We start from the raw sequence: 7792 nt of genomic DNA on the forward strand, positions 1-7792 counted from the left end.
CGTTTTGCTGTATCGTCATAAAATTCTGCCTTATAACAGATTTTTCCGTTTTCACTCAGGATTACAATCTTATCATTGTTTAAGGTTTTGTCTTTTTTTAAAACTTCTTCCTGTTCAGCAGTTTTTTTTGCATATGTTGGAACAACAAGTTTATCATCAAAGAAAAAAAGTGCAAAACTCATCACAAAAGCAAAAATTAAAAGAGGAAAAGTAAATCTTGTTAAAGAAACACCTGAAGCAAAAACTGCAATCAGTTCGTTATTCGCATATAAATCACTTAGTGTATATGAAACTGAAAAAAGCATTGCAATCGGGGCAGCATACCAGAAACATTTCGGCAGATAAAGTGCCATAATCCTTAAAACTTTAAGTCCTGAAACGCCGTTTGAAATAAAATTCCAAAGATTCATCATCAAATCGACAAGAATCAGAACAAGTGCGAAAAATACAAGTGCGCCCAGAAAGAGAGGTATGACTTTTCTGAAAAGATATTCAACAAGTTTCATTTACGCAAAAGCCTCAGGTAAAAAAGTATTCCTGCCACACCGATAAAAATATTCGGTGCCCACATTGTTGTAACTCCGTAGACACCTGTGCGGGAACTGAAAATCTGACCTACAATGCTGACTGCCCAGTAAAAAACAGAGATAAAAAGCCCGATAATCAGACCGATTGTCTGTCCGTTGTGCTTTCCGAAAATAAGAGCAAGAGGAAGGGCTAAAATTGCAAAGAAAATTGAACCAAACGGCATGGAAAATTTCTTTGCCATTTCAAGATTATACTGATTGCGCTTTTTTTTGGTTACCTCAGCATTATTTTTCATGGATTTTATTTCTTTGTACAAATCGTAAGAAGTCATTTCACGGGGAGAAATTGAACGGTTGCTTTCAAGAAAAGTTGATTCAAATATATTAAGTTCTACATTTTCACTTGTAAGAACGTCATAGTCATTTTTTTTATTCTGATCGAACATAATGACGCTCGCATCATTCATAATCAGCTTCATAAGAACACCGGGGGCACTTGATTTTTTTACCATAGACGAATCGGCTACGATAATCCTCTGCCCTCCGTCATTGTCAGTATCAAAGAAAATCAAATCACTTACGTTTTCACCTTCAACATCACCGATAACTAAAGTTTTATCGTTGGTTCGCTTGATAGAATTTGATTCAAGTTCAACAGCGGGATTTGATGTAAGAATAGAACGGTAAAGTTTATTGTAATTAATTGTTCCAAGCGGCAGAAGATAGTCATTGACAAAAAACGAAACAATAGAAATCAAAATGCCAAGAATCAACACAGGTTTTAAAATGGTACGGTAATTTTGACCGGAAGCCCGCAGAATCAAAATCTCATTTTCACTTGCAAGACGGCCAAGACACATCAAAAATCCGACCAGAGTGGCAAATGGTGCAGACTGAGCAATAACCATTGGAAGTGAATATGTAATAAGCCTCATTACATCCATAACAGGTACATGTTTTTTAAGGATATTTTCGGCTACCAGAAGAATCTGATTTACAAAGAAAACCATAAAAAAGAAAATAAAGGCTATAAAAAAATACAGAAAAAGTTCTTTCATTAAATAGCGGAAAAGAACATGACGGTTAATTCCGTTTTCTTCCTGCATTGATGACTTAAAAAAATTACTGGTTTTATTGAATTTAAGTTTATAAAAAATAAATGCAAGACCGCGTGCCAGAGAATTTAAGAGATTGAATTCATTGTATTTTTGGACAAATAATTTACCGTATTCTTCGAGATTTTTCTTTAACTGACTTTTTGCCCAGGTTCTGCGGTAATAAATAACAGATACAATGACTCTCTTAACAGGAAAATACCCTTTAGATTTTCTGATTTTTTTGAGAATTTCGGATTTTTTTGCATTAAGAAAGCGCTTCAGCTTCCAGACAAGACCTGCCATTATTTTCCGGTTGAACCGAAACCACCTGAACCGCGCTCAGTTTCATCAAGTTCAGAAACAGAAACAAAATTTCCGATTGTAACAGGAGCTACAACAATCTGTGCAATACGTTCGCCGTTTTTTACGGTAAAATCTTCGTTTCCAAGATTAATTAAAATGACTTTTAATTCACCGCGATAATCAGAATCAATTGTGCCTGGTGTATTTAAAACTGTAACACCGTTCTTTGCAGCAAGACCTGAACGGGGACGAACCTGAATTTCAAAACCTTCAGGAATTGCAAAAGAAAGCCCTGTTCCAATCATAGCTCTTTCACCTTTTTTAATTACTACAGGTTCTGAAAGAAACGCACAGACATCTGCTCCGGCAGCACCAGCAGTTTTATATTCAGGAATTACACTGCCTTTCTGCGCAACACATTTTATATCAATTTTATTCATACAAAAAGTTTAACAGAAAAAAACAGAAAAGAGAAGATATTTAAAATTCAGTAAGCTTAACAACCGCAGTTATACAACACGGCACACCGCACACTTTAAGTACTCTGATTTAGGATAGCCCAAAAGTACCGGATGATCAGGACCAGCCCCGAATTTTGCTATAACCTGAACCCGTTTTTTCGAATCTTCTGCAGCTTTCATGACCATGCCGTAGAAATGTTCAGAATCGAAGAAATATGAACAGGAACAGGTAACAAGAATGCCGTCCGGATTCAAAAGCCGCATTGCACGAAGGTTGATTTCTTTGTAACCGCCGTATGCTTTATCGATATTTTTTGCAGTTTTAGTAAATGCAGGAGGATCAAGAATAATTACATCAAATTTTTCGCCTGATTTTTCGTATTCTTTGAGAAGATCGAATACATCAGCACAGACAGCCTTCATTTTACTTCCGGCTTTATTCAGTTCAATATTTTTGTTTACAAGTTCTACAGCTTCAGGAGAAATATCAACAGAAATAACCTCACTTGCACCGCCTTTCACTGCATTTAAGCCGAATGCACCGGTATGAGTAAATGTATCTAAAACCCGTTTTCCTCTACATAATGAACCGACATAACGGCGGTTATCTTTCTGGTCGAGGAAGTATCCTGTTTTCTGGCCGTTTTTTAAATCTACTTCGATTAAAACGCCGTTCTCTCGGATTGTAATTTTTTCGCTTCTAACTTCGCCGTCCCAGCATGAACGGAGCTTCAGACCTTCCTTTTCGCGGCCGGGAGCATCACTTTTTTCGTAAACTCCGTAAGGCTTAACGATTTTTCGAAGTGCATGAAGAATCTCTTTTCTGAAAACTTCACAGCTCAAAGTAGAAAACTGCACTACAAGATAAACATTTTTGTTTGTATCAACATAGCGTTCAACAATAAGCCCCGGTATAAAATCAGCCTCGCCGTAAATAAGACGGTAAGAATCTTCGTCACTGTAATGAAGCTTTCTTAAATTATATGCAGAGAGAATTTTTTCAGTGTAGAAAGCCTGAGTATCTTTCATAATCTGATCGGCGTGCTCACTTCCAATCATACGGACAGTTATTTTTGACTTACGGTTGATTACACCGCTTCCTAAAAAGCCGCCTGCATTCGCAAAAACTTCAACTACACTGCCGTCTTCAACGACAGCTTCAGAAAGTGAAGTCTGCTTTATGCCTTCCTGTGAATCAAATTTTATATGTGAAATCTCATTGTCAAAAACCCATGGAAAGCCCTGCTTTATTTCGGCTTCTTCGCCTTTCTTCAAAAATACTCGTGTAAACATAAAAATCCTCAAAAATTTAGAATCCGTAATCAGCTTCTTCCGTTTTTTTAACCGGTGCCTGGAAAATCTGCGTCATTACTTCCATTGCTTTACGGACAGGAATGAAAGTGATTCCTTTTTTGACATGCTCCGGTATGTCATCCAGATCGCGCTCATTTGCCTTTGGAATAAAGATTGTCTTGATTCCATTGCGTTTTGCAGCAACAGTCTTTTCGCGAAGACCGCCGATTGGCATAACGGCTCCCGTCAAATCAAGCTCACCTGTCATTGCAACATTCGGCTTAATCGGACGCCCTGTCAAAAGTGACATGAGTGTTGTTGCCATTGTAATTCCGGCAGAAGGTCCGTCTTTTGGAGTTGCGCCTTCCGGAATATGAAGATGAATTGTATTTCGCTCGAACCAGTTTGCAGTCTTGATTTTGTGCTCGATGGCATACTGTTTAACCCAGTTCATTGCAATCTGGGCACTTTCTTTCATTACATCGCCCATCTGACCTGTAAGCTGTAAGCCGCCCTTGTCGCTCTGGAACGAAATGCTTTCGATTAAAAGAGTATCTCCTCCCATGCTTGTCCAGGCTAAGCCGATTGCTGTCCCCGGCTTTTCTGCACGTTTGATTTCACTTTCGTCAAAGACAGGCTTTCCAAGATATTTATCAAGGTCAGGAGCGTCAATTACAAAGCTTTCTTTTTTAAGGCCTGCAATTTCTTCGTCGGTAATTGATTTTGTAACAGCCCCGAGTTTTTTGCTTTCCGGCGCAATTCCTGTAAGAATCTGAGTTACAAGCTTTCGGTGAATTTTATCGATGCACTTTTCGTAGTGACGCACACCTGCTTCGCGCGCATATTCTTCTGCAATTCGAAGGAGCGCTTCTTTTGTGTATTTTACCTGAGTTTTTGAAAGCCCGTTTTTAACAAGGTTTTTCGGAACCAGATATTTTTTGGCAATTTCAAGCTTTTCCTGATCGATATAGCCTGCAAGTGAAATGATTTCCGCCCTGTCCAAAAGCGGCTCAGGGATTTTGTCGAGAGTGTTTGCCGTGAGAATAAAGAACACATTCGAAACATCAAACGGTAAATCAAGGTATGAATCACGGAAACTTACATTCTGCTCAGGATCAAGAACTTCAAGCAGTGCCGAAGCCGGATCTCCGCCGGAATAACTTGAACCCATTTTATCGACTTCATCAATCAAAAAGACCGGTGACTTTGTTTTTGCAATTTTTAAGCCCTGAAGGATTTTTCCAGGCATTGCACCAACGTAAGTGCGCCTGTGTCCTTTGATTTCAGCTTCATCACGCATACCGCCGACAGAAAAACGGTAGAAAGGCTTGTTCATGGCTTCGGCAATTGAGTGACCGATTGAAGTTTTACCGACTCCAGGAGGACCTACTAAAATCATGATAGAGCCTTTGTTGTCGTTTTTAAGCTTTCGTACGGCAAGATACTCCATAATGCGCTTTTTAACATCGTCTAAGCCGTAGTGGTCTTTTTCGAGGATTTTTGCAGCACGGACTAAATCGTAATTTTCTTTTGATTCATCTTTCCATGGAAGCGTGCAGATAAGCTCAAGATAATTGCGTGAAACAAAATATTCGCTTGAACTCGGGTCCATGAGCTTGAATTTTTCAAGTTCGTTTTCGACAGATTCTAAGATTTCACCTTCAAATTCAAAATCAGCAATGCGGGCCTTGAATTTCTGATAATCAGAACCGTCTTCGCCCACTCCAAGCTCATCCTGAATCATCTTCATTTCTTCCCGAAGGAAGTATTCACGCTGATTTTTTTCAAAATTTTCGTTGAGTTCGTTCTGAATCTTCTTTTGAATACGAAGCAAATCCTGGTCTTTTTTGATGTAAACTAAAACCTGCTCCATTCTCGCACGCACATTTGTTTCTTCAAGAACTTTCTGCTGGTCAGCCTTTTCGACATTCAATACACTTGCAACAAAGTCTGCAATTTTACCGGGATTATCGATATTGACCATATTAAGGCGCATTTCCTCGCTGAAAAGAGGATTATTCTCGCTGATTTCCTTCATTTCGCTGATAAGTGCGCGCGTGAGAGCTTTTACTTCAAAGGTGTCAAATTCTTCGTCTTCAAGATATTCAACGGCTGCCACAATCGGATTTTTTGCACTCAAAGTCTTTCGTATTTTAAAGCGCTTGATTGTAGAAATAAAAATGTTTACTCCGCCGTCAGGAAGATTGATTTTTTTAATGATTCGGGCAACAGTTCCGACCGTATACAAATCTTTAATGGTCGGGACTTTGTCACCATCTTTTGCATCATCATCTTTAAGCATGACAAGACCAATAAAGCCGTCATTTTCATAGGCCTGTTCAATGGTTTTAGTATCAGAACCGGAATTTATTATTACAGGAGTAAAAATGCCCGGGAACATAGGCCGGCCTGCAACCGGAATAATGCTTAATTTTGGAGGAAGAAAATCTTCGATTGGTAAAATCTGGGCATCTGCACCTAAATCTTTTAAAGCACCTTTTACTTCATCTAAATCTATATTTTCACCATTATCTTTTTTATCATCTTTAGCCATACGTTAAATATAATGAAAAAAATAAGCATCGGCAACTAAATTGATAATTATGATTTCTTTTACAATTAAAATTATGGCAGATACTCTTTATTGATATTTCTTAATGATTCAAGCATACGCTCTTTTGCACGACGATCCCCTTTTGTAAGAGCTTCAAGCCTGCTTCTTGCATCTTTACGTCCGGAATTATCCTGATACATACAGGTGCAGGTTGTATTGATATAACCTGCATTTTTTGCATGCTCTTTTATTGAGTTTACATCAGCATAACAAAGCGGCCGGATAATCGAAAGCGGATATTTTGTATAATTTAATCGCGGCGGCATAGTTGAAAGCTCACCTTTTCCAAGCATATTCATGAGAAGAGTTTCAAGAATATCGTCAAGATGATGTCCTAAAGCTAATTTGTTGTAGCCGTTTTTGACAGCAAAATGTACAAGTTCGTTACGTCTCTGATTTGAACACCAGTAGCAGCTCATTTTAAAGCCTTCTTTGACACGATTTTCTACATCGACGAAATAATTCAAAGTTTCAACATTCCATTCTTCAAATTTTTTTCGAAGATATGGGTTCATCGTGCAGGCTTCAAAGTCAGTCTCAATGTGGATCGCAGTAAAAGTAAAATTTGCATCTTTGCGTTTTGCACGGTTTACAAAATAATCGATTAATGCCGTTGAATCTTTTCCGCCGGAAGCACCGACCAGAATTTTGTCGCCCGGTTCAATCATTTTGTAATCGTAAATGGCTTTATCGATAATGCTGAAAAGTTTTGGCTGTCCCATGAAAAAAGAGTTTAGCAGAATGCATGAGTTTTGGGGAGTAGCTTTACCTTTCAAGTCCTGCGTTTACAAAAATAGAATCCTGATACCAGTCGATAATCATGCTGAATTCTGTTAGTTTATAGCCGTTACATTCTGCACGGATTTTCATAACTTTTCCTGAAACTAATTCTTTTTGAGGGACCTGATCAAACGGAACGTATTTTCCGTTATAAAAAACCGTAAATTTTGTTTTATTTGTAAGAATTTCATTTGTAACAGCATCAAAAGCACGAGTCTGTACAGTAACAGGCCGTACTACTTTCTGAAGATTATCAAAATTCAGATTACAGGCCTGACCATTTACCGAAAAACTTGACCACATTACATAAGAACCAATTAAAACTTTTACGCGGTAAAGACCGTCTTTAAGATAAACCGGCTTAATCGACAGGTATTTTACATTCGCTTTTGACGATGCTGAAACAGTTTTTCCGCTTTTGCTTCGAGTTATAATACCTTCAGAAGTTTTAAAATCACGCCGGCTTCCTTTAACCTCTGGTAAATCAGGATTGCTTTCATCAAAGAAATAAGCTTTTACAGGGATATCCATGCCGTAAATATTATTCTGGATTCCAACAACAGGAGTTACAAGATTAAGTGTTACAGGCTTATACCAGGGACTTAAAACAGACGCATGAAAAATTCCTTCACTCCATGCATATACCCCAAGAATACCGGCAACTGCAGCACACGCAATATAACTTGTAATTTTTACTCCGAGCCGGCTCTTTTTTTC

General features: G+C 38.3%; 6 protein-coding genes and 1 pseudogene. All 7 read right to left on the reverse strand.

Translation table 11 applies throughout. From position 1 onward, the window contains the following. On the reverse strand, positions 1-506 hold a 506-nt coding region (locus tag ACKI5B_RS06150), incomplete at its 3' end, for an LptF/LptG family permease (protein ID WP_407426874.1). Further along, positions 503-1927, reverse strand: a complete 1425-nt coding sequence (locus tag ACKI5B_RS06155) for an LptF/LptG family permease (RefSeq protein WP_407426876.1) — start codon at positions 1925-1927, stop codon at positions 503-505. The genes ACKI5B_RS06150 and ACKI5B_RS06155, both read right to left, overlap by 4 nt. Beyond that, positions 1927-2367, reverse strand: a complete 441-nt coding sequence (gene dut / locus ACKI5B_RS06160; RefSeq protein ID WP_407426878.1) for a dUTP diphosphatase — start codon at positions 2365-2367, stop codon at positions 1927-1929. Before dut ends, ACKI5B_RS06155 begins: the two co-directional genes overlap by 1 nt. Before the next feature lie 69 nt (positions 2368-2436). After that, a complete protein-coding gene (locus ACKI5B_RS06165) occupies positions 2437-3681 on the reverse strand; it encodes a class I SAM-dependent rRNA methyltransferase (RefSeq protein WP_407426880.1) in 1245 nt (414 codons plus the stop codon). A gap of 16 nt (positions 3682-3697) precedes the next feature. Then, positions 3698-6235: an endopeptidase La gene (gene lon / locus ACKI5B_RS06170; RefSeq protein WP_407426882.1), complete on the reverse strand. Its 2538-nt coding sequence runs from the start codon at positions 6233-6235 to the stop codon at positions 3698-3700. A gap of 71 nt (positions 6236-6306) precedes the next feature. Further along, positions 6307-7017, reverse strand: a complete 711-nt coding sequence (locus ACKI5B_RS06175) for a tRNA 2-thiocytidine biosynthesis TtcA family protein (protein ID WP_407426884.1) — start codon at positions 7015-7017, stop codon at positions 6307-6309. A 43-nt stretch (positions 7018-7060) separates the two neighbouring features. Further along, positions 7061-7792, reverse strand: a pseudogene (locus ACKI5B_RS06180) (hypothetical protein); the annotation flags it as partial.

Origin of the sequence: Treponema sp., from assembly GCF_045657965.1 — a bacterium.
Classification (GTDB): Bacteria; Spirochaetota; Spirochaetia; order Treponematales; family Treponemataceae; genus Treponema_D.